20 protein-coding genes are annotated in these 19,441 nt (G+C 66.0%); 5 read left to right on the forward strand and 15 right to left on the reverse strand.

Annotated elements, in window-relative coordinates; genetic code table 11:
- The 5 genes from ACDELDRAFT_RS09885 to ACDELDRAFT_RS09905 form a co-directional block, all read right to left on the reverse strand.
- Nucleotides 1-1,012, reverse strand: a 1,012-nt coding sequence (locus tag ACDELDRAFT_RS09885; protein ID WP_005796131.1) for a carboxyltransferase domain-containing protein, incomplete at its 3' end; no start/stop codon positions are given.
- Between the two features lie 6 nt (nt 1,013-1,018).
- Complete coding sequence (locus tag ACDELDRAFT_RS09890) at nt 1,019-1,777, reverse strand: LamB/YcsF family protein (protein ID WP_005796133.1); 759 nt, start codon at nt 1,775-1,777, stop codon at nt 1,019-1,021.
- Between the two features lie 28 nt (nt 1,778-1,805).
- A complete protein-coding gene (gene pcp / locus ACDELDRAFT_RS09895) occupies nt 1,806-2,486 on the reverse strand; it encodes a pyroglutamyl-peptidase I (protein WP_005796135.1) in 681 nt (226 codons plus the stop codon).
- A gap of 13 nt (nt 2,487-2,499) precedes the next feature.
- Nucleotides 2,500-3,456 carry a DUF979 domain-containing protein gene (locus tag ACDELDRAFT_RS09900; RefSeq protein WP_005796137.1) on the reverse strand — a complete coding sequence of 319 codons (957 nt, stop codon included), beginning with the start codon at nt 3,454-3,456 and terminating at the stop codon, nt 2,500-2,502.
- Nucleotides 3,457-3,460: 4 nt separating this feature from the next.
- Nucleotides 3,461-4,204, reverse strand: coding sequence for a DUF969 domain-containing protein (locus ACDELDRAFT_RS09905; RefSeq protein WP_005796139.1), 744 nt, complete (start codon nt 4,202-4,204; stop codon nt 3,461-3,463).
- Between the two features lie 497 nt (nt 4,205-4,701).
- On the opposite strand from ACDELDRAFT_RS09905, the gene ACDELDRAFT_RS09910 reads away from it, so the two are divergent.
- The 3 genes from ACDELDRAFT_RS09910 to ACDELDRAFT_RS09920 all read left to right on the forward strand — a co-directional run bounded on the left by ACDELDRAFT_RS09910 (nt 4,702) and on the right by ACDELDRAFT_RS09920 (nt 7,587).
- Nucleotides 4,702-5,379 (forward strand): GntR family transcriptional regulator, encoded by a 678-nt coding sequence (locus tag ACDELDRAFT_RS09910; RefSeq protein ID WP_005796141.1) that lies wholly within the window; start codon nt 4,702-4,704, stop codon nt 5,377-5,379.
- Between the two features lie 538 nt (nt 5,380-5,917).
- Nucleotides 5,918-7,159: an NnrS family protein gene (locus ACDELDRAFT_RS09915; protein ID WP_005796143.1), complete on the forward strand. Its 1,242-nt coding sequence runs from the start codon at nt 5,918-5,920 to the stop codon at nt 7,157-7,159.
- Between the two features lie 137 nt (nt 7,160-7,296).
- On the forward strand, nt 7,297-7,587 hold the full coding sequence (locus tag ACDELDRAFT_RS09920) for a DUF2249 domain-containing protein (protein WP_005796145.1): 291 nt from the start codon (nt 7,297-7,299) through the stop codon (nt 7,585-7,587).
- Between the two features lie 89 nt (nt 7,588-7,676).
- Here the strand turns inward: ACDELDRAFT_RS09920 and sufT are convergent, their stop codons facing one another.
- The 7 genes from sufT to ACDELDRAFT_RS09955 form a co-directional block, all read right to left on the reverse strand.
- Nucleotides 7,677-8,225 (reverse strand): putative Fe-S cluster assembly protein SufT, encoded by a 549-nt coding sequence (gene sufT / locus ACDELDRAFT_RS09925; protein WP_040328690.1) that lies wholly within the window; start codon nt 8,223-8,225, stop codon nt 7,677-7,679.
- Entirely contained in the window at nt 8,225-8,701 is a 477-nt protein-coding gene (sufU, locus tag ACDELDRAFT_RS09930) for a Fe-S cluster assembly sulfur transfer protein SufU (protein ID WP_005796149.1), read from the reverse strand. Before sufU ends, sufT begins: the two co-directional genes overlap by 1 nt.
- The gene (locus ACDELDRAFT_RS09935; protein WP_100084424.1) at nt 8,698-9,924 is read right to left on the reverse strand and encodes an aminotransferase class V-fold PLP-dependent enzyme; all 1,227 of its coding nucleotides are present in this window, start codon (nt 9,922-9,924) and stop codon (nt 8,698-8,700) included. Before ACDELDRAFT_RS09935 ends, sufU begins: the two co-directional genes overlap by 4 nt.
- A 40-nt stretch (nt 9,925-9,964) precedes the next feature.
- The gene (locus tag ACDELDRAFT_RS09940) at nt 9,965-11,206 is read right to left on the reverse strand and encodes a SufD family Fe-S cluster assembly protein (protein WP_005796152.1); all 1,242 of its coding nucleotides are present in this window, start codon (nt 11,204-11,206) and stop codon (nt 9,965-9,967) included.
- A gap of 3 nt (nt 11,207-11,209) precedes the next feature.
- On the reverse strand, nt 11,210-11,980 hold the full coding sequence (sufC, locus tag ACDELDRAFT_RS09945; protein ID WP_005796154.1) for a Fe-S cluster assembly ATPase SufC: 771 nt from the start codon (nt 11,978-11,980) through the stop codon (nt 11,210-11,212).
- A 36-nt stretch (nt 11,981-12,016) separates the two neighbouring features.
- Nucleotides 12,017-13,471 carry a Fe-S cluster assembly protein SufB gene (sufB, locus tag ACDELDRAFT_RS09950; protein ID WP_005796155.1) on the reverse strand — a complete coding sequence of 485 codons (1,455 nt, stop codon included), beginning with the start codon at nt 13,469-13,471 and terminating at the stop codon, nt 12,017-12,019.
- Between the two features lie 606 nt (nt 13,472-14,077).
- The gene (locus ACDELDRAFT_RS09955; protein ID WP_005796157.1) at nt 14,078-15,442 is read right to left on the reverse strand and encodes a GNAT family N-acetyltransferase; all 1,365 of its coding nucleotides are present in this window, start codon (nt 15,440-15,442) and stop codon (nt 14,078-14,080) included.
- An 89-nt stretch (nt 15,443-15,531) separates the two neighbouring features.
- Here ACDELDRAFT_RS09955 and ACDELDRAFT_RS09960 point away from each other — a divergent pair, with 89 nt between their 5' ends.
- Both ACDELDRAFT_RS09960 and ACDELDRAFT_RS09965 read left to right on the forward strand, forming a co-directional pair.
- Complete coding sequence (locus ACDELDRAFT_RS09960) at nt 15,532-17,190, forward strand: NAD+ synthase (RefSeq protein WP_005796159.1); 1,659 nt, start codon at nt 15,532-15,534, stop codon at nt 17,188-17,190.
- Between the two features lie 50 nt (nt 17,191-17,240).
- A complete protein-coding gene (locus tag ACDELDRAFT_RS09965; RefSeq protein WP_005796161.1) occupies nt 17,241-17,579 on the forward strand; it encodes a P-II family nitrogen regulator in 339 nt (112 codons plus the stop codon).
- Nucleotides 17,580-17,710: 131 nt separating this feature from the next.
- Here ACDELDRAFT_RS09965 and ACDELDRAFT_RS09970 read toward each other — a convergent pair whose 3' ends face one another.
- From ACDELDRAFT_RS09970 to ACDELDRAFT_RS09980, 3 genes are read right to left on the reverse strand one after another with little or no spacing between them, the layout of a single operon-like run.
- On the reverse strand, nt 17,711-18,304 hold the full coding sequence (locus ACDELDRAFT_RS09970) for a TIGR00730 family Rossman fold protein (RefSeq protein ID WP_005796162.1): 594 nt from the start codon (nt 18,302-18,304) through the stop codon (nt 17,711-17,713).
- Entirely contained in the window at nt 18,297-18,707 is a 411-nt protein-coding gene (locus tag ACDELDRAFT_RS09975; RefSeq protein WP_040328692.1) for a diacylglycerol kinase, read from the reverse strand. The genes ACDELDRAFT_RS09970 and ACDELDRAFT_RS09975 overlap by 8 nt, the downstream gene beginning before the upstream one ends.
- A gap of 52 nt (nt 18,708-18,759) precedes the next feature.
- Nucleotides 18,760-19,299 (reverse strand): RDD family protein, encoded by a 540-nt coding sequence (locus tag ACDELDRAFT_RS09980; RefSeq protein WP_081470106.1) that lies wholly within the window; start codon nt 19,297-19,299, stop codon nt 18,760-18,762.
- Nucleotides 19,300-19,441 lie beyond the last annotated feature (142 nt).

The following is a 19,441-nucleotide window of genomic DNA, read 5'->3' on the forward strand; positions in this document are numbered from 1 at the left end:
CCAGCGGCTGGTAGCGCGCAGCCGTCCAGCGGCGGCCGTCGGCTGCAGTGATCGTGAGCGGCGCGTCGGCGCCCGTGATGGCCACCACGGTCTCGCCCTGGCTGGCCAGCGTGAGGCCGCCGTTGACGGTTTCCAGGCAGGCGCTGCCCGGGGCATTGCCGACGAGGCGGTTGGCGGCCCGCAGCGCGGCCTGGTCCATGGCGCCTGACGCAGAGACGCCTTGCCCTGCCTGCCCGTGGCGGCCCAGGTCCTGGAACAGGGTTTGCAGGCCGGTGGCACGCACTTTGAGCGCAGCCTGGCCCTGCGGCAGAGGGGGGTGGCCGCGTTCCGCGGTGGGGCCGGTTTGTGGGTGTTTTTGCGCTGCAGCGCTCGTCGAATAAGCGCTATCTGCTGCATTAATAGTAGCAATATCGACGAAGCGCACGCGGTAGCCCGGCTGTAGCAGCGCGGGCTGTTCGCGGCCCAGGTCCCACATGGGCACGGGGGTCACCCCGATGATCTGCCAGCCGCCCGGGCTGGCCTGCGGATACACGCCGCTGAAGGTGCCCGCCAGGCCCACGGCGCCGGCTGGAATGCGCGTTCGCGGCGTCTTGCGGCGTGGCACGTTGAGACTGGGATGGCCGCCCGACAGGTAGGCAAAGCCGGGCGCGAAGCCCGTGAAGGCCACGGAATATTCGCTGCCCGTGTGGCGGCGCACGACCTCGTCGGGCGTGATGCCCAGCAGCTCTGCCACTTCGGCCAGGTCTTCGCCGTTGTAGTGCACGGGGATTTCGACCAGGGTGCTGCCGCGTTCGGCGCGTTGCGACAGGTCGCGCGCGGCAATGGCGCCGACCAGTGCAGCAAAGCCGGTGGCCCAGGGGCGAAAGCGCACGAGGATGGTGCGCGCCGCGGGCACCAGTTCCTCCACGCCGGGGAGAGGATCGCGCTGCAGCGAGGCCAGCAGGGCCAGGGTCTGCTCCAGATCGGCCAGCTCGACCAGCAGCGCGTTCAGGTTGACGGGCAGGAAACGCATGCCGTCTTATCCCGCGAACGAGGCAATGGTGATGCCTTCCTGCACGAAGCGTGTGCGCAGTTCACGGGCGATGGCCACGGCACCCGGGCTGTCGCCGTGCACGCAGATGGAATCGGCTTCGATGTGCACGGTGCTGCCGTCGATGGCCTCGATCACACCCTCTTGCACGAGGCGCACCATGCGCTTTGCAATCTGCTCGGCATCGTGCAGCACAGCGCCTTTGTCGCGGCGCGAGACCAGGGCGCCCTGGGGCGTGTAGGCGCGGTCGGCAAATGCTTCGGAAACCACGCGCAGGCCGGCGTCGCGCGCCCACTGCACCAGGGGCGAGCCGGCCAACGCCACCAGCACCAGGCTGGGGTCGATGGCGCGGATGGCGGTGATCACATCCTGGGCCTGGCGCTTGTCCTGGGCGATGGTGTTGTAGAGCGCACCATGCGGCTTGACATAGCGCACCGTGGTGCCGGCTGCGGTGGCCAGGCCTTGCAGGGCGCCGATCTGGTAGATCACGTCGGCCACCAGGTCGGCACTGGCCACGTCCATGGCGCGCCGGCCGAAGCCGGCGAGGTCGGGGTAGGCCACGTGCGCGCCCACGGTCACGCCACGGGCCTGCGCGGCCTTGAGGGTGCTGAGGATGCCGGCCGCGTCGCCAGCGTGAAAACCGCAGGCCACGTTGGCGCTGCTCACGATGTCCAGCATGGCGGCATCGTCGCCCATGCGCCATGCGCCCAGGCTCTCGCCCAGATCGCTGTTGAGGTCTATTTTCATCGTCATATCTCTTGCCAAGGTGGAGTGTTCAGTGCAACTGGCCGCCGGTTTCGTGCAGGTCTTCACGCACGTCCAGCGCGGTGCGGACCATGGTCTGCAGGCCCAGCACCTGGGTTTCCAGCGCCATGCTGGGCATGCCAGGGTGGCGTGCCGCCAGCAGCGGCAGGGTGGGCACATGGATGAAGCCGCCGCGCACCGCCTGGCCCCGCGCGACCTGAGCGGCCAGGCGGTGCATGAGCGCGTAGAAAACGTGGTTGCAGACGAAGGTGCCCGCGGTGTTGGACACGGCGGCCGGAATACCCTGCTCGCGCAGGGCGTGCACCATGGCCTTGATCGGCAGGGTGGAGAAATGGGCGGCCGGACCGCCGGCCTCCACGGGCCGGTCCACGGGCTGGTGGCCGGCATTGTCAGGAATGCGCGCATCATCGACATTGATGGCCACGCGCTCGGGCGTGAGTTCGCAGCGGCCGCCGGCTAGCCCCAGGCACAGCACCAGCGACGGGCGCCACTGCTGCAGCGCCTGGTCCAGCGCCGCGATGGCGTCGCCGAATACGCAGGGCAGTTGCACGGCGCGCACCGTGGCTCCAGCATGCTGCCAGCCGTCCAGGGACCGGGCCACTTCCCAGGAAGGGTTCACGGGGTCGCGTTCGAACGGCTCGAAGCCGGTCACCAGCACGGTCACCGAGGCATCTGGCGGGGTCTGGGGCATGGCGGGACCTTTCTCAGTGGAACATCAGGAAATACAGCAGGAAGACATTGGCCGTCAGCAGGATCAGGGCCGTGGGCACCTGGGCGCGGATGACAGCGTTCTTGTCCGGCAGTTCCAGCAGGGCGGCGGGCACGATGTTGAAGTTGGCCGCCATGGGCGTCAGCAGCGTGCCGCAGTAGCCCGACAGCATGCCCACGGCCGCCATCACGGCCGGGTCGCCGTGGTACACGCCCACCAGAATCGGCACACCCACGCCGCCGGTCATGACCGGGAAGGCCGCGAAACCGTTGCCCATGACGACGGTGAACAGCGCCATGCCGACCACGTACACGGCCACGGCCACGAAGCGGATGTCCATGTTGATATAGGTCGTGGTCACGTGGGCCACGGCCTTGCCCACGCCTGCGTCGGAAAACACCAGACCCAGCATGCCCAGCATCTGCGGCAGTACCAGGGCCCAGCCCAGGGCGTCGGTCAGGCGGCGTGATTCGCGCAAGCCCTGGGCCGGCGTTTCGCGGGTCAGCCAGCAGACCAGGGCCAGCGACAGCACGCAGCCCACGCCCAGGCTCACCAGAGTGGTGTTCTTGGGGTCGAGCAGCGGCACGCCGCCGACGGACAGGTGCTTGGCCAGCAGCGTGCCCAGCATGGCCACCAGCGGAATCGCCAGCGCCGGGGCGAACAGCTTGTTGCCCAGGCGCTTGGCGCTGGCCGCGTATTCGGCCGCGCTGCGGCCGGGGTGACTGGCAGCGCCCACACCGCCGAAGCCGGCGATCAGCGCCATGACCACGGCGCCGACGCCCACCCACATGGGTGGCACCAGGTCACCGATCAGGAAGACCAGCGCATACAGGCCCCAGAACAGTGCGCTGGAAACGCGCTTGGGGTTGCTGCGGTCGGTCAACGTGGACACGGCGGTGATAACCAGCACCGCGCCAATCAGGTAGTACAGATGTTGGATGGACAAGATCATGGCTTCACGCTCCCTTGCCTGCGAGATCGGACGTGGCGGCGGGTGTGCCGGCACTGCCCTGGCCTGCCAGCTCGCGGGCCAGCCAGCCGTCCAGGCGGCGCAGGCGCCAGGCGTGGATTGCAAATGCGCAAACTGCCGTGGGGATACCCCACAGCGCGACATGCAGAGGTTCGACCTCGATACCGGCCTCGCGCAGGAAGGTGGCCATCAGCACGATGGCGCCGAAAGCCACGAAGATGTCCTCACCGAAGAACAGGCCCACGTTGTCGGTTGCGGCCGCGTAGGCGCGCAGCTTGTGGCGAATGCGCTCGGGCAGGCTGCCGTAGCGGGCCTCCGTGGCACCTTCGGCCATGGGGGCCAGTAGCGGGCGCACCATCTGCGGGTGACCGCCCAGGCTGGTCAGGCCAATGGCGGCCGTGAGCTGGCGTGCACCCAGATAGACGATGAGCAGACGGCCGGCGGTGGCCGATTTGAAGTTGCTGATCCAGTTTTGCGCGTGCTGGCGCAGACCGTGGCGCTCCAGCAGGCCGATCACGGCCAGCGGCAGCAGGATGATCAGTGGCAGGTTGCGGGTCTTGATGAACCCCGTGCCGATGGTCGCCAGGATCTTGTCGACCGGGAAACCCGCGGCCAGGGCCGTGCCGATGGCCGTGACGATCACGACCAGCATCGGATTGAACCGCAGGATGAACCCCACGATGATGATGGCCACCCCGACGAGGGGCCACAGATTGACATCATTAAGCATGCTATTCCTTCGTTGAATTCACCGACCAGCCAGGCCTGTGCCTTCGCACCTGGCTGCAGGAGCGCCCTGTCGAGCAATGCGTCCGTGCCCAGGTTGGTGACACCGTGAGCGGGCGGCCGCCCTGCCACACTGCAATTTTTGTACCAAATCAATGAACAAGTTGGTCAAATTACTCCATTGGATTTTTGTTTTGTTGAACAAAAAACGTATGTTGTATTGCATTAATGTGAATTTTGCCAAACAAGTGAGGGGTGCGATGCTTGGTAGAAACCCGTAGTAGGCTGCTTGGAAAGCACTGCCCCAGGGGGATGGCGGGGCGCGGCATGCCATGGCTCGTGGGCCATTGGCCCCAAAAAGGGGGCGGGCGCCCCATGGGGTGCGTGCACGGTGCACTGAACTGGTGCCACTGGCCTGCTGGCGGCGGCACGGCCGGTGCTGGCTACACTTTGGGTCCAGGTCGCCGCGGCGGCGGCCCGTCCTTAGAAACCGCGCAGGCCATGACACGCACCCCCGACATCCAGCCCAACCTGACCGAACGCGTGGCCGAACAAATCCGGCGCAGATTGACCACGGGCGAGTTCGCGCCCGGCCAGCGCCTGTCGGAAGCGGCACTGAGCGAAAGCCTGGAGGTGTCGCGCAACACGCTGCGCGAGGCGTTCCGCGTGCTCACCAAGGAGGGGTTGATCACCCACGCGCCCAACAAGGGGGTTTCGGTCGCCGTTCCCAGCATGGCAGCCATCATCGACATCTACCGCGTGCGCCGCATGATCGAATGCCAGGCGTTGGCCCAGGCCTATCCCAGGCATCCAGCACGGGTGCACATGCGGCGCGCGGTCGAGTCATCGCTGCAATGCCGTGATGCACTCGACTGGCCCGGCGTGGGCACGGCGAACATGGAATTCCACATGGCCATCGTCGAGCTCGCCGACAGCGAGCGGCTCAATATCATGTTCTCGCACCTGCTGGCCGAACTGCGGCTGGCTTTCGGGTTGCTCAAGGACCCGGAATTCCTGCACGCGCCCTATGTGGACATGAATGTGCACATCCTCGAATTGTTCGAGGCCGGCAAGCTGGCCGAAAGCTCGGTCGCCCTGAACGACTACCTGGTGCATTCCGAGCGCATCATCCTGGCCGTTTACGCGCGGCGGCTGGCGGAGCAGGGCGTCAAGGGTTGAGCCGCTCGCCGCAGCGCGGCAGGCACTTCTGCTGGGTCCGCAAGGGCCTGGGCTGGCTTTACCGCCGCGCACGGGTGGCAAATGGCTTAGCCGGCATGGGCGGTTACGCCAATCGGTGGTCGCGGCGTGCCGGCCCCGGAAATAGCAGGGCGCGCGGGATTGCTGGGGGCGCAGCGGCTTTCGAAGCTCGGCCGCGCCTGGGCATATCGCACCTGCGTGATGTGGGGGGATGCCCCGCATAGCGATGGCACCATCCGACAGCCATGGCCATGGCCATGGCCATGAGCCATGAGCCATGAGCCATGAGCCATGAGCTGCGCCAGCAAGCCACTTGCAATCTTTCGTGACAGATCTTGATTCGATGGCGAGATGTATTGGCGTCAGGCGCTGAAGGTCCAATGCGCTCCCTCAAGCCACCGTGTGGCAAGGCGCAAGGGCGCAGTCCTGCGGCATGTCCGTATTGCCCCAAAGTTGCCTTTCTGGACCGTGTGCGTTAATATTCATTTTAAATGAATCTTTTAATTGCCCGCCCTGTGAGATGCCAGGCAAGGGCGTGCGTCATCCCATGAAACCTCTTGCAACGCCTGTCGTGTCCGCCTCCGCAGTGCCTCCTTCAGCCGCTCTTCGCGGTTGGCCTGTGTTGCGCCTCGGGTTCCGCCCGTTTTACCTGGGGGCGGCTTTTCTGGCGTGTGTGACGGTGCCGATCTGGATTGCCGCCATGTTGGGCTGGTTGCCGCTGCATTTGTCGGTAGCGCCCTTGCTGTGGCATGCCCACGAAATGCTGTTCGGCTTTGCGACGGCCGTCATCATCGGCTTTCTGCTCACCGCCGTGAAAGCATGGACCGGCCTTGCCACGCCGCGTGGGGCCCTGCTGGGCGCGCTGGCGCTGCTCTGGCTGGCGGCCCGGGTGGCTGCCGTGGTGGCCCCCTATGCGGTCTATGCGGCGCTGGACGTGGTGCTGCTGCCTGTGGTGGCCGGCATCCTGCTGCAATTGCTGCTGCGGGCCCGCAACCGCCGCAACCTGCCGCTGATGGGGGTACTGCTGTTGCTGGCGTTGGCCAACGGAGCGTTCCACCTGGCGATTCTGGGGGCCATCAGCCTGCCGCCCGTGCAGGCGCTGCACGCAGGCCTGGCGCTGATTGTGATGATCGAATGCGTCATGGCGGGGCGCGTGGTGCCGGCGTTCACCATGAGCGTGAATCCAGGGCTCAAGCTGCAGGTGCCGCGCCCGCTGGAACTCACGATCCTGGCCGTCACGGCGCTGGCGCTGGTGTCATGGGTATGTGCTCCCTTCGGCGTGGGCGGGGTTACTGCCGTGCTGGCCGGGCTGGCGGCAGTGCTGCATGCGGTCCGCATGGCGCGGTGGAAACCATGGATCACACGCAATCGCCCCATTCTGTGGATCCTGCATCTCTCGTATGCGTGGGTTCCCGTGGGTTTCGTCTTGCTGGCGCTGGCGCAATTCGGCGTGGTGGTCGTGTCGGCCGCGGTGCATGCCTTTGCCGTGGGCGCCACGGGCGGGCTCATCATCGGCATGCTCACCCGCACGGCACGCGGCCATACCGGCCGTCCCCTGCAGGCCTCGCGGCTGGAAGTTCTGGCCTATGGCCTGGTGATGGCGGCCGCTGTTCTGCGTGTGCTGTTGCCGCTGGTTGCGCCGCAGTGGTATGCGGCTGCGCTGGTAGCGGCTGCATTGGCTTGGTCCACGGCCTTTGCCATCTATTTGGCTCTCTACACGCCCTGGTTGCTTCGTACCCGCCTGGACGGCAAGGACGGATGAGGAGGGGAGCGTCTCCCATTCCTTCGACACCTCGACGATGTAAACGCCCTTTGTGCAGTCAATGCATGTGTCCCGGCCGCTCGTCCCCATCGCTTTTTCTCGTTGGTTTTGTTTACTTCCCCTAGAAAGGTTCTGCCATGCTCCCCACCCAGAGTTCCGTCATCGATGTGCGCGAGATTGCACCGCGCGAGCGCCACGCCTTCATCTTCGGCCGGTTCGATGAACTTTTGCCCGGCGAGGCGCTGCAATTGGTCAACGACCACGATCCGCAGCCCCTGCGCCATCAGTTCGAGGCCCGTTCTGCTGGCGAGTTCAAGTGGGCCTATCTGCAGCAGGGCCCCGACCTGTGGCGCGTGCTGATCAGCAAGTCCGAGCCGACCGCTGCGTCGCAAGACTCCTGCTGTTCCGGTGGCGCCTGCGGAGGCTGAGGTTCAGTGGTACCGGCGGCGCAAGGCCGCCGGATGGGCCCTGCCTTGTGGCAGAGCAGGGCGGGGCGCGGTGCCCCGCGAGGGCTTTTTTACATCCCCAGGGCCAGCATCGCGGCCTCGGACATTCTTGAGCGATCCCAGGGCGGATCGAAAACCATGTTGACGGTGATCTCGCCCACACGGGGCAGCGCCAGCACCTTGTCGCACACCTCGTCGGCAATCGATTCGCCCATGCCGCAGCCCGGTGCGGTGAGCGACAGGTCGATCCACACCTTGACTTCTTCGCCGCCCTCCAGCGGCTCGATATCGCAGCGATAGATCAGGCCCAGCTCGACGATGTCGACGGGAATCTCCGGGTCGTAGCAGGTCTTGAGCGTTTGCCAGACCAGATCGCTCACGTCTTCCAGTTCAACCTTGTCGGGCAGGGCCACGGCTTCTGGCGGGGTTTTGCCGATGGCATCGGCATCGGCGCCCTTCAGCCGCACCAGTTGTCCGTCCACCAGCAGCGTGAACGACGATCCCAGCGCCTGCGTGATCTGCGCCAGCTCTCCGGCTGCAAGATCTTGCGGAGAGCCGTCGGGAATTCGCTCCACACGCACGGGCCGGCGGATCAACACATCTTCGCGGTGCCGTTTCATCATCGCGTCTCTCCGAGGGCGGTTGCCACGGGCGCCGCGTCCTGTTCGGGCGCTTGGGCCAGTGCGTGCATCAGTGCGTGCCAGCCCAGCAGCGCGCATTTGATACGGCTGGGGTAGCGGCGTACGCCGGCCAGGCTGACGAGCTTGCCCAGTTGGGTTTCTTCGGGTTCTGTCTGACCCGTGAGCACGGCGCGGAAATGCTGCTGCAGTTGCTGGGCCGCCTGCACGTCATGGCCCTTCACGGCCTCGCTCATCATCGATGCCGAGGCAATGCAGATGGCACATCCCTGGCCGCTGAATCGGATATCGCGCACCTGGCCATTCTGGATGTCCAGCTCTACGCTCAGGTTGTCACCACATTGCGGGTTGGTGCCTTGCGCCTGGTGGGTGGGGGCGGTGAGATGGCCAAAGTTGCGTGGGGTGCGCTTGTGCTCTACCACCACCTCCTGGTACAGGTCGTTTTCAGCGGTGCTCATCGCAGTACCTCCAGGGCCCGTGCCACCGCGGCAATGAGCCGTTCCACCTCGTGGTGGGTGTTGTAGAGCGCGAAGGAGGCCCGCGTGGTGGGCCCCAGCTTCAAATGATCGAGCAGCGGCTGGGCGCAATGGTGCCCGGTGCGCACAGCAACGCCCTGTTCGTCCAGCAGGGTGCCGATGTCGTGCGGATGCACATCCCGCGCCACGAAGGAAACGATGGCCGACGCGCTGGCCTCGGGTGCCAGCACCGTGACGCCATCGATGGCCGTGAGGCCCGCCACCGCATGCGCCCGCAGGGCCTGCACGTGGGCGTCGATGGTGTTGCGGCCGAGCTGGTCGATGAATGCTGCCGCGGCAGCCATGGCCACCGCGCCCGCCACATTCGGCGTACCGCCTTCCAGTCGGCTGGGCAGCGCGGCAAAGCCTGCATCGGAATAGCTCACCCACTCGACCATGTCGCCGCCATAACGCAGGGGCGCCAGCCGCTCCAGGGCGGCGGCGCGTCCCACGAGGGCACCAGTGCCCATGGGGCCATACATCTTGTGGCCCGAGAAAGCCATGTAATCGCACGACAGCGCAGACAGGTTGGGTACGGCGTGGCCCACCGCCTGCGCTGCATCGAGCACGGTGAGTGCACCGGCCTGTGCGGCCAGTGCCAGCAGATCTTCGTACGGGGGCGTCTCACCGGTGGCGTTGGCGCAGGCCGTCACTGCGAAAACCCGGGTACGTGGGGTAAGCAGACGGGCCAGGTCTTTGGTGTGCAGGTGCCCTTGTGCGTCGGGCAGCAGCACGGTGAGTGTGGCGCCGCTGCGCCGGGCGGCCTGTTGCCACGGCACGAGGTTGGCATGGTGCTCCAGGCCACTGACGATGATCTGGTCGCCCGGCTGCAGGAAGGCGCCCCCGGCTTGAACTGCCGAGAGCCCGTTCGCCACGAGGTTGAGTGCTTCGGTGGTGCCTGAGGTGAAGACCAGTTCATGCCCAGGTCCCGCGCCGACAAAGCGCTTGAGATCGGTGCGCGCCCGTTCGAAGGCGTCCGTGGCGCGCTGGCTGAGCGTGTGCACGCCGCGGTGGATGTTGGCCCGGTCCTCTTCCTCGAAGCAGCGCATGGCGGCAAGCACGGGCAGCGGCACCTGGGTGGTGGCGGCGTTGTCGAGATAGGCCAGCGCCGTTCCGTGGATGTGCTGCTCAAGCACCGGAAACAGGCTGCGCACGCCATGGGCCATGGCGCCGGAGGCTGTCGCCAAGTCCCGCAGGAAATGCATTTCACCCATGGCGGGACTCCTCGGAAGGTGCCAGGTGGCGCGCAATGGCGCGCGCCAGCAGGCCATCCTGTGTCAACGTGGCGAGCAAGTCTGGGTCGTCAAAGCAGCGCTCCAGTAACGCGGTGGCCATGCCTTCGATGATCAGGGCGCGGGCGCTGGATTCGTCCAGGCCACGCTGGCGGGCGTAGAACAGGGCGTCTTCGGGCAAGGCACCCCAGGTGGCGCCATGGGCTGCCTGCACGTTGTCGTGGTGAATCTCCAGGTGGGGGCGCAGCACCAGGCGTGGCCGGCCTTCTATGGGGATACCGCTCAGCCGCTGGCGCACGGCGGCCTCGTCGGCCCCCGGGGCGATGACGGTGTGGGCGTTGACCACCGTGTGGGCATGGCCGCTGGCCAGCACCAAGGCTTCCACTGCACTGTGGGTGTGGGCGGCGTGGTGTGTCGTGTGCACCTGCTGCTCCAGGGCCGCACCACGGGCCAGCAGTACGCCGGCTGTGCGCGCATGGGCGTGGGAACCTTGCAACTCCAGTACGGTGCGCTGCAGGTGGTAGGGGCTGCCAGAAGCGACGAGGGCCTGCGCATAGTGCCCACCCTGGTCCACCCGTGCCTGCACGATGTGGGCGATCTGGTCGCCCGCGTCGGGGGTGGCCACGCGCAGGTGCTGCAGCGTTGCGCCTTGCCGTATCTGCAGGTGGATATGCAGGTTCTGCGCAAGTCTGCGACCGCATTGGGCAGGCTCGCGTTCATGGGTTTCGAGCAGCACGCAGCGCACGCCCTCCTGCACTTCCACCACGAGCAGCGGGGCCTCCACGCTGGCCCGGGGCTGGTGGCGCAAGTGCAGCCACACCGTCCTGCCGGCATCGGCGCCGGATGCGCTGCCCACCTGCAGGCGCAGTCCCTGGCGGCACAGGGCGCGGTGCGCCCAGGCAAACGGAGCGGCATCTCCTTCGCCGGGCAGCGGCAGGCCGGCGAACAGTTCTGTGCGTTGCGCCGGGTCCGAGGCGTCCAGCCAGCGGGCATGGACACCGCTTTGTGGCGTGTCACCGAACGGGTGCAGCGTCCAGCCGGCGCCCGCGAGTGGCGGGGCGTCGCAGCCCACGGCAGTCGATTCGGCCGCCTCTCCAAGCCAAAGATCTGCCCCTGGCGGCGGCAGATGGCGAAAAGTTTCGTTGCGCGCGGATATCCAGCCCCGCACGCTCAGGCGGTCCCTGGCGGCCAGGGCATCGGCTCTTGCGGTGTCCATGGCTCAGGCCTCCACCAGGTCGGCGGCGCGTGCGAAGCCGGTCCGGGCAATGTCGCGTGCCAGTTCCAGATCGCCGGCTTCCGCGATGCAACCCTGGTCCAGCCGCAAAACAGTGTCGGGCTCCAGCGATTCGATGAGCTGCAGGTAGTGCGACACCACCACGAAAGCCGTGCCCTGGGCGCGCAGCTTCTGCACCTGCTGGACGACGGCGCGCACACCGTCGACATCCATGCCCGAATCGATCTCGTCGAGCAGCGCCAGGCGCGGCTGCAGCAATGCCATCTGCAGCAGTTCGTTGCGCTTGCGCTCGCCGCCTGAAAAGCCTTCGTTGACCGGGCGGCCCAGCATGGCTTCCGGCAGGCCCAGCTGCTGGGCGGCGGCGCGCGCGCTGCCCAGGAAGTCGAACGCGTCCAGGGGCGCTTCACCACGTGCCTCGCGCACGGCATTGAGCGCGGTGCGAATGAACAGGTTGTTCTTCACCCCCGGAATGTCGGGCGGTGCCTGAAAGGAAAGGAACAGGCCGGCCCGTGCACGCTCCTGGGCGCTCAGGGCCAGCAGATCCTGCCCGGCAAACCGCGCCTGGCCGCCCACGACGTGGTAGCGGGGGTGGCCCGCCAGCGTCAGTCCCAGTGTGCTTTTGCCGCTGCCATTGGCACCCATCAGCACCACAAGGGCGCCCGCGGGCACGTCGAGCGTGACGGACTTGAGCACGTTGCGGTCGCCCACATCGACGCGCAGGTCGCGTACCTGCAGCAGGGGTTCGGTGGAGTTCATGGTGTGTCCTTGGTCGGAAGTTGGGGGGGGCGCGGGTCAGCCCACGGCGCCTTCGAGCGAGACGGCCAGCAGGGCCTTGGCTTCGAGGGCGAATTCCATCGGCAGCTCTTCGAGCACGGCCTGGCAGAAGCCGCCTACGATCAGCGCCGTGGCGTCCTGCGGGTCCATGCCGCGTTGCTGGCAATAGAACAGCCGCTCTTCGGAGATGCGGGTGGTGGTGGCCTCGTGCTCGACCACGGCATCGCTGCAGGCGGTGTCGATGTAGGGGTAGGTGTGCGCACCGCAATCGTGCCCGATCAGCAGCGAGTCGCACTGCGTGTGGTTGGCGGCGCCGGCGGCGGTGGGCGCCACGCGCACCAGGCCGCGGTAGCTGTTTTGCGCGTGTCCGGCGCTGATGCCCTTGGAGACGATGCGGCTCTTGGTGTTGCGCCCCAGATGGATCATCTTGGTGCCGGTGTCGGCCTGCTGGAAGTGGTTGGACACCGCGATCGAATGGAACTCGCCGCTCGATTCATCACCGCGCAGCACCACGCTGGGGTACTTCCAGGTGATGGCCGAGCCGGTTTCGATCTGCGTCCAGGCGATGTGCGCGCGCTTGCCGGCGCACAGCCCGCGCTTGGTGACGAAGTTGTAGATTCCACCGCGCCCGTTTTCGTCGCCGGGATACCAGTTCTGCACGGTCGAATACTTGATGTGCGCATCCTCATGGGCCACCAGTTCCACCACAGCGGCGTGCAACTGGTGCTCGTCGCGCTGCGGGGCGGTGCAGCCTTCAAGGTAGCTCACATGGCTGCCTTCTTCGGCAATGATCAGCGTGCGCTCGAACTGCCCCGTGTTGCGTGCGTTGATGCGGAAATAGGACGACAGCTCCATGGGGCAGCGCACGCCCTTGGGGATGTAGACGAAGGAGCCGTCCGAGAACACGGCCGAGTTGAGCGCCGCATAGAAGTTGTCGCCCCGCGGCACCACGGTGCCCAGGTAGCGCTCGATCAGTTCGGGGTGGTGCTCCACCGCGTGCGAGAACGAGCAGAAGATCACGCCCACCTTGGCCAGTTGCTCGCGGAAGGTGGTGCCCACCGAAACCGAATCGAACACCGCATCCACGGCCACGCCGGCCAGGCGCGCGCGTTCGTGCAGCGGCACGTTGAGTTTTTCGTAGGTTTCGAGCAGCTTGGGGTCTACTTCGGCCAGGCTCTTGGGGCCGTCCTTGAGGGATTTGGGGGCCGAGTAATAGCTCAGCGCCTGAAAATCTACGGGCTCCATGTTCAGCTTGGCCCAGGAGGGGGGGGGCATGGCCTGCCAGCGCTCGAAGGCCGCCAGGCGCCAATCCAGCAGAAATGCGGGTTCGCGCTTGCGGCGCGAAATGGCGCGGATGGTGCCTTCGTCCAGGCCCGGCGGTAACGAGTCGGACTCGATATCGGTCACGAAGCCGTGCAGATAGGGGCGCTCCAGTGCCTGCGCCAGCGGGGCCGCCTGCTCAATGGGGGGCATGGTCTGTCTCCTGGCGTTGGGGAAGCGCCCGTCCTGCACTACACAGGAAGAGGGCGACCCCGCATTGCGGTAGGCGGTGGGGCTGGCGAAAGCGGGCTTTGGTGTGGCTGGCCATGTGGGGGCCTTGTTGGTGCTTTTTTAAAGATTCATATAGTATGCATCTTTAATGGGTGCGGCAAGGCCAATCTCGGTAACCGCGCACTGCCCATGGATTTGGTAGGCCTTGAGGAGGTTGCCCTGTTTCTATGGACGGCTCCGCCATACAGGGATGCCATTTCCTTTCGCTAACCCATGCCGCGCGGGGCTTCTGTGGTCGGCTTGCGCGGACTGCATGGGGTGTAGTTGGTGCGCAGTTCAGGCAGTGTCTCGTCCGTGCCTTGGTTTTCGTGCCGCTGCCTGCGCAACGGACGTGTGTCGTCAACCAGGTTTTCCGATGCCAGGATTTGCCAGCAAGGCTGCGGAATGGCCGTTGGGTGACGTCGACCCTGTATGGCGGCAGGCCGTTCGCTTCGCCTGTCCGGCTGCAGCGCCGTCACCGCCAGTTCTTTTTTAACGCTGCGATGCAGAGGCGCACTGCCGGGTGACAGGCGTCCGGGGGTGCACAGATTACTGCCCCTCCATGTTTCGAAAGGGACTGCGTGCCTGCAGATCGTCCAAATAGTGCCCCACACCGGCGCCTTCGCGTTCCAGAAACCGCTCCACCGCATCGGCAAATGCCGGATGCGCCAGCCAGTGCAGACTGGTGGCTTGCACGGGCAACAGGGCGCGGGCCATCTTGTGTTCGCCCTGTGCGCCGCCTTCGAAACGCTCAACGCCGTGTTCGATGCACCACTGCAGGGGCTGGTAGTAGCAGGCTTCGAAATGAAGGCAGTCCACGCGCTCAAGCGCGCCCCAATAGCGTCCGTAAGCGGTGCCAGGCTGACTTTTTGAATGATTTCGCCTGCTTGCGCTTGCTGCATCGTCGCTGATAGCTATCAAACTGCTAGCGATGGGGCGCCCGTCCCGTTCCGCGATGAAAAGCAGCCAGTGTGCGGGCATGCGCTCGGCCATCTGCTGAAAGAAAGCGCGCGTGAGGTAGGGCGGGTTGCCGTGCTCAAGGTAGGTGCGTTCGTAGCACCGGTAGAAGAAATCCCAGTCGGCCGACGCAATGTCGGCGCCTGCTGCCCAGCGGAAGGTGACACCCGCATCGGCAACGCGCCGCCGCTCCTGGCGGATCTTCTTGCGCTTTTCCTGGCTGAGATGGGCCAGAAAATCGTCGAAATCGCGGTAGCGACCTGCTGGTGCCGCGCCACAAGCCGGGCCGACCGCTGCGGCAGATGGCGGCCCATCGCCCGCAGCGGGCAGGGGCTTTGCCGCGGTGTCCTCGGGCGTTGCTGGCGCGATGTCTGGCATGCCCCAGCCAGCCGGGGCAGCCGTTGTTGCGCTGCTGGCGGGAGGCACGTTCGTCCAGTGGAACTGCACCGTGTGTCGCGCCATCAGCCCTTCGTGCGTGGCGCTGGCGACATCGTCGTCGCTGGCAAAGAGCACGTGCAGCGAGGAGATGCCCTCATCCCTGCACCACTGGCACAGCGCCCGTACGAGCCACTGGCGTGCAACGGCGTCACGCGCCATCAGCCGGGTACCCGGCACGGGTGTGAAAGGCACGGCCACCACGGCCTTGGGGTAGTAGGGCACCCCGTGCTGTTCGTAGGCGCTGGCCCAGGCCCAGTCGAACACATATTCGCCGTACGAGTGGCTTTTGAGGTAGAGCGGACAGGCTGCGACCAATGCATCGCCCTCCCACAGCGTCATGAACCGGGGCGTCCATCCCGTGCGGGGGGTGGCACTGCCGCTTTCTTGCAGGGCGGCCAGGTACTCATGGCGCATGAAGGGCGTGGGATGCGACTGCGTTGCCAACAGGGCGTTCCAGGCTGTTGCATCCACGTCCAGCGCGGAAGTCAGCACGCGCGCGATAATGGTGGATTCAGCCACGTTGCCTCCGGTGGCCACCCTTTTGCGCGGTGCCCTGCGGGGTTGCAGCGGCGTTGTTCAACCCGGCCGCTGGGGCCGCATCCAAGTTCATGATGTTCTCCATTTGCACCGCTCAGCTCAATTTTGTCGTGGGCGACATGCCCGGCAATGCGCAGAAAATCATCGCGGCGGCGCGGCAGGCGCATGCGCAGGGCGCGCGCCTGTTGCTCACACCCGAGCTGGCGGTGTGCGGCTACGCCGCAGAAGACCTCTTCCTGCGTCCGGCGTTCATGGCGGCCTGTGATGATGCCGTGAAAACCGTGGCCCGTGAGACCGCGGGGTTGAATGGCCTGGTGATCGTGCTGGGCCATCCTCAAAAGCGGACTCCCGCCGATCCCGCGTTCAGCGCATGCCTGAATGCGGCCAGCGTGCTGCGCCACGGCAAGGTCGAGCAGACCTATGCCAAGCACGAGTTGCCCAATTACCAGGTCTTCGATGAGCGCCGCTATTTCGTTGCCGGCCAGTCGCCCTGCGTTTTCGACGTGGAGGGCGTGAAGGTCGGGCTGCTGATCTGTGAAGACGCCTGGTTCAGTGAACCTGCGCGTGCAGCGGCGCAGGCAGGGGCGCAATTGCTGGCAGTGATCAATGCCTCGCCCTTTCACCTGGGCAAAAGCGCGGAGCGCGAGCAGACCATGCGCGAGCGCGTGGCCGAAACCGGGTTGCCCTTGGTGTACGCCCATCTGGTGGGAGGGCAGGACGAGGTTGTTTTCGAAGGCCGCTCGTTTGCACTGAACGCCGATGGCAGCGTCGCGGCACGCGCCCCGGGTTTTCAGGAAAAACTGGTGTTTGCGCAGATCGGACGTGCGCAAGATGCTATCAAAATTGAGGCGGAAATCGAGCCCGAGCGCAGTCTCGAAGCCGACCTGTGGGATGCGCTGGTGCTGGGCGTGCGCGACTATGTGGGCAAGAACGGATTTCCGGGCGCGCTGCTGGGTCTGTCGGGTGGCATCGATTCGGCGCTGGTGCTGGCGATTGCCGTGGACGCCCTGGGCGCCGACAAGGTGCGCACGGTGATGATGCCATCGCCCTACACCGCGGACATCAGCTGGATCGATGCGCGCGACATGGCCGCGCGCATGGGCGTTCGCTACGACGAAATATCGATCGCCCCGCAATTCGAGGCGTTCAAGGCCGCGCTGGCGAGCGAATTTGCCGGCTTGCCCGAAGACACGACCGAGGAAAACCTGCAGGCGCGCATCCGCGGCACGTTGCTGATGGCCCTGTCGAACAAGTTTGGTGCCATCGTGCTCACCACCGGCAACAAGAGCGAGATGGCCACGGGTTACTGCACGCTGTATGGCGACATGGCAGGCGGTTTTGCACCCATCAAGGACGTGGCCAAAACCCGGGTGTTTGCACTGGCGCGCTGGCGCAACGCCAACGACCCGTATGGCACGGGCGCCAGCCCCATCCCCGAGCGCATCATCACCCGCCCGCCCAGCGCCGAGTTGCGCCCCGACCAGAAAGACCAGGACAGCCTGCCTGCCTATGAAGTGCTTGATGCAATCGTGGCGCGTTACATGGAAAATGACGAGCCCATCGAGTCGATCATCGCGGCGGGGTACGAGCGCGCCGACGTCGAGCGCGTTACCCGGCTTATCAAGCTGAACGAATACAAACGCCGCCAGGCACCCGTGGGCGTGCGCGTGACACGCCGCAGTTTCGGCAAGGACTGGCGCTACCCCATCACCAGCAAATTCAGGGCCTGACGCGCGCGCCAGGCCCCAACCCCTTTTTTAATCCTCGAGGAGACTTCCCTATGAAAATGATCACCGCCGTCATCAAGCCCTTCAAGCTCGAAGAGGTCCGTGAAGCCCTGGCCGAGTGCGGTGTGACCGGTCTCACGGTAACGGAAGTCAAGGGGTTCGGACGCCAGAAGGGGCACACTGAGCTGTACCGGGGCGCCGAGTATGTGGTGGACTTTCTGCCCAAGGTGAAGGTCGAAGTGGTGGTCAAGTCCGAGGACCTTGAGCGTTGCGTGGACGCCATCGTCAGCGTGGCGCGCACCGGCAAGATCGGGGATGGCAAGATCTTCGTGACGGCCGTGGAGCGCGTGGTGCGCATCCGCACCGGTGATCTCGACGACGCCGCAGTCTGACGCTGCGCGGCCCTGGGGGCTTGCTGGGCCGGTAGGTCCTGCAGGCCCTCTTTATTTGCGAAATTGCGCGCGGGGATCCTGGCGCGGGAGCCCTGCGGCGGTGGAAGGGCGCTTGGCTGAGCCCTAGGGCATCAGATGACCGAGCGCAGCGGTATCTGTTCCTGGCTGAGGCCCGCCGCCTCTACCAGGGTGCGCAGCAGGGCGTCGGAATCTGCCGCCGTGTGCAGGAGGTCCATCTGCCAGTTGCCCATGAAGCCGCTGGTCACGCTGGACTGCAGGAAGGCCAGCAGGCCGTCATAGTAGCCGCCGACGTTCAGCAGCCCGAGCGGCTTGTCGTGGTAGCCCAGCTGGCGCCAGGTCCATACTTCAAACAGTTCTTCGAAGGTCCCAATGCCGCCGGGCAGTGCCACAAAAGCGTTGCTGCGCTCGGCCATCATGGCTTTGCGCTCGTGCATGGTCTGCACGATGTGAAGTTCGTCGCATTGGCGATTGGCCAGTTCCTTGTCGACCAGCGCCTGCGGGATCACGCCCACCACGCGGCCGCCGGCCAGCCGCGTTGCTTCGGCCACCGTGCCCATGAGGCCGCTGCGCCCGCCGCCATAGACGAGTTGGCCTCCGTGCGAGCCGATCCATTGGCCGACAGCTGTGGCCGCCCGGGCAAAGTCCGCACTCTCGCCGGGGCGCGAGCCGCAATACACGCACACGGAAAAGGCGGGCTCAGCCATGGGAGAACCTCTGGAGCAGGGCGGCGCACCACACGCCAATGCACAGCAGCAGGGACAACAAAACAGCGGCGCTGCCCATGTCCTTGGCGCGCTTGGACAGGTCGTGCCACTCCGGACCGATGCGGTCAATGGCAGTTTCGATGCCGGTGTTGAGCAGCTCGACGATCATCACGATCACCACGGAACCGGCCAGCAGCGCCACTTCGACCCAGCTGCGGCCCAGCCAGAACGACAGCGGAATCAGCACCATGGCCGCGACGGCCTCCTGGCGAAACGCCTTCTCGTTCCAGCCAGCGCGCAGGCCTTCGATCGAGTAGCCCGTGGCGTACCAGATGCGGTTGAGGCCCGATCTGGCCTTCTGGGGGTTGGCGGGAGCAGTGTGCGAAGGATCGAGTGAATGCATGCGGTAATTGTGGAGCGCTGGTGTGTCGGTTGGCGACACACCCGGCAAAGGCTTACTTTTTTGCTGGCTCATGGTGCACCAGCCGGGTGCCGGCCAGGGCGTCATGCCAGAACTGCTGCTGGGGATGGAAGCGGCTCAGCAGCGCCCAAACCGCCACCCAGCCCACCACCACCACCACGGATTCGCCGCCCGACAGCGCAAAGGGGGCCGCCGCCGCCAGGGGGGGCAGGAACCATAGCCATGCAAGCACGTAACGCAGCAACGCCCGCCATTGCGAAAGAGGCTGGCCGGAGCGGTCCACCACCCTGATGTGCCAGGTCTTCATGGCCAGCGTCTGTCCCTTGGCCCAGAACCAGGTGAAGTAGATGCCGAACACGACGAACAAAAAGGCCTGCAGGGCATGGCGATTGTCCAGGGCGTTGCGCGTCTGGCTCAGGGTTCCGAACAGATAGCCGGCAATGAAGACCACGCCGAACATGAGAATACCTTCGTACACCCAGCAGGCCATGCGGCGAACCAGGCGGGGGGCTTGAAGCGGGATGGCTGCTGTGCCATGAGTGGGCGTAGCAGGTGAAGGCAGGGATGCGGACATGTGGGGTTTACTGGGGTGCCGGCAGGGACACCTCGGGCGCGGCGCGTTGCGCGGCGGGCTCGTTCGCGCCGGATGCGGTGGTCAGCGGCGGGAGCGTGAGTGGCACGGCCACCGGCACGTTGATAGGCGCGGTCTCGACGGC

This window comes from Acidovorax delafieldii 2AN (genome assembly GCF_000175235.1).
Taxonomy (GTDB): Bacteria; Pseudomonadota; Gammaproteobacteria; order Burkholderiales; family Burkholderiaceae_C; genus Acidovorax; species Acidovorax delafieldii_B.

Coding starts and splice junctions, on each gene's coding strand:
- ACDELDRAFT_RS09915 (WP_005796143.1), top strand. CDS start 5,918: ATGCCAGGCAAGGGCGTGCGTCATCCCATGAAACCTCTTGCAACGCCT.
- pcp (WP_005796135.1), bottom strand. CDS start 2,486: ATGCCCCAGACCCCGCCAGATGCCTCGGTGACCGTGCTGGTGACCGGC.
- ACDELDRAFT_RS09900 (WP_005796137.1), bottom strand. CDS start 3,456: ATGATCTTGTCCATCCAACATCTGTACTACCTGATTGGCGCGGTGCTG.
- ACDELDRAFT_RS09935 (WP_100084424.1), bottom strand. CDS start 9,924: ATGGCCCATGGCGTGCGCAGCCTGTTTCCGGTGCTTGAGCAGCACATC.
- ACDELDRAFT_RS09965 (WP_005796161.1), top strand. CDS start 17,241: ATGAAAATGATCACCGCCGTCATCAAGCCCTTCAAGCTCGAAGAGGTC.
- sufC (WP_005796154.1), bottom strand. CDS start 11,980: ATGAACTCCACCGAACCCCTGCTGCAGGTACGCGACCTGCGCGTCGAT.
- ACDELDRAFT_RS09890 (WP_005796133.1), bottom strand. CDS start 1,777: ATGAAAATAGACCTCAACAGCGATCTGGGCGAGAGCCTGGGCGCATGG.
- ACDELDRAFT_RS09970 (WP_005796162.1), bottom strand. CDS start 18,304: ATGGCTGAGCCCGCCTTTTCCGTGTGCGTGTATTGCGGCTCGCGCCCC.
- ACDELDRAFT_RS09980 (WP_081470106.1), bottom strand. CDS start 19,299: ATGTCCGCATCCCTGCCTTCACCTGCTACGCCCACTCATGGCACAGCA.
- ACDELDRAFT_RS09910 (WP_005796141.1), top strand. CDS start 4,702: ATGACACGCACCCCCGACATCCAGCCCAACCTGACCGAACGCGTGGCC.
- ACDELDRAFT_RS09905 (WP_005796139.1), bottom strand. CDS start 4,204: ATGCTTAATGATGTCAATCTGTGGCCCCTCGTCGGGGTGGCCATCATC.
- sufB (WP_005796155.1), bottom strand. CDS start 13,471: ATGCCCCCCATTGAGCAGGCGGCCCCGCTGGCGCAGGCACTGGAGCGC.
- ACDELDRAFT_RS09960 (WP_005796159.1), top strand. CDS start 15,532: ATGATGTTCTCCATTTGCACCGCTCAGCTCAATTTTGTCGTGGGCGAC.
- ACDELDRAFT_RS09940 (WP_005796152.1), bottom strand. CDS start 11,206: ATGGACACCGCAAGAGCCGATGCCCTGGCCGCCAGGGACCGCCTGAGC.
- ACDELDRAFT_RS09975 (WP_040328692.1), bottom strand. CDS start 18,707: ATGCATTCACTCGATCCTTCGCACACTGCTCCCGCCAACCCCCAGAAG.
- ACDELDRAFT_RS09920 (WP_005796145.1), top strand. CDS start 7,297: ATGCTCCCCACCCAGAGTTCCGTCATCGATGTGCGCGAGATTGCACCG.
- sufT (WP_040328690.1), bottom strand. CDS start 8,225: ATGAAACGGCACCGCGAAGATGTGTTGATCCGCCGGCCCGTGCGTGTG.
- sufU (WP_005796149.1), bottom strand. CDS start 8,701: ATGAGCACCGCTGAAAACGACCTGTACCAGGAGGTGGTGGTAGAGCAC.